The sequence below is a fragment of the Aeromonas finlandensis genome (assembly GCF_000764645.1).
GTDB classification, from domain to species: Bacteria; Pseudomonadota; Gammaproteobacteria; order Enterobacterales; family Aeromonadaceae; genus Aeromonas; species Aeromonas finlandensis.
On sequence record NZ_JRGK01000248.1, the window covers coordinates 1 to 658 of the forward strand.

The 658-nt window shown below is 30.7% G+C and carries 2 pseudogenes; both read right to left on the reverse strand.

Annotation, left to right across the window (positions count from 1 at the left end):
* Window positions 1–348: pseudogene (locus LD28_RS23105) on the reverse strand (hypothetical protein); the annotation flags it as partial.
* Between the two features lie 57 nt (window positions 349–405).
* A pseudogene (locus LD28_RS23710) lies at window positions 406–658 on the reverse strand (hypothetical protein); the annotation flags it as partial.

Genomic DNA, 658 nt, shown 5'->3' on the forward strand with positions numbered 1-658 from the left:
TTTCTCCTCATTAAAGTTTAATGTATAGGTTTCGCCAATTATCTCTTTTAATATTTCAATAAAGTCCTGACGTTCTATGCTAATATCCAAGCTGGGGTTTACTATCATAACTAGTTCGTCAGGAAAGTTATTTAATGGAATTTTTTTATTTAATTTCTTTTTGGATAATGAATCCAAATTGTATTCTAGGTATGCTTCTCGCCTAATTGGTGATTTTGCTAGGGCAAGGATGAATTTATAAGATAGTTCAGGTGTGTTTGCAGATGAAACAATGTTGATTATTGATGATGTTATTCTTTTTTTAGATAAAACATCTAGTAGAGTATGAGAGACCATGTTATTTAACATGAAAACAATAGTATCTGTTAGCCTTTGCTCTTGATTTGTAAGGTATAAATAATATAATCAGTCGACAAAATTTTGGACAATTTGGAATGTATTGAAGAAAGAAAGATTCTCCGAAATTTCGTATCTGGCACTTGCGTAAGCACCTGAAACCAGCTCAGGGTTATATTTAACCAAGGTGAAATCATTTAGATATTTATAGATTAAATCATTATCTTCGTAAGTTATAACATACTCTTTCAATTCATTTAATCGATTAGCTGCTCTGACAGTAGGTGATTCATTTTTTATAGGTTTTTTCCTGGTTGTGAAG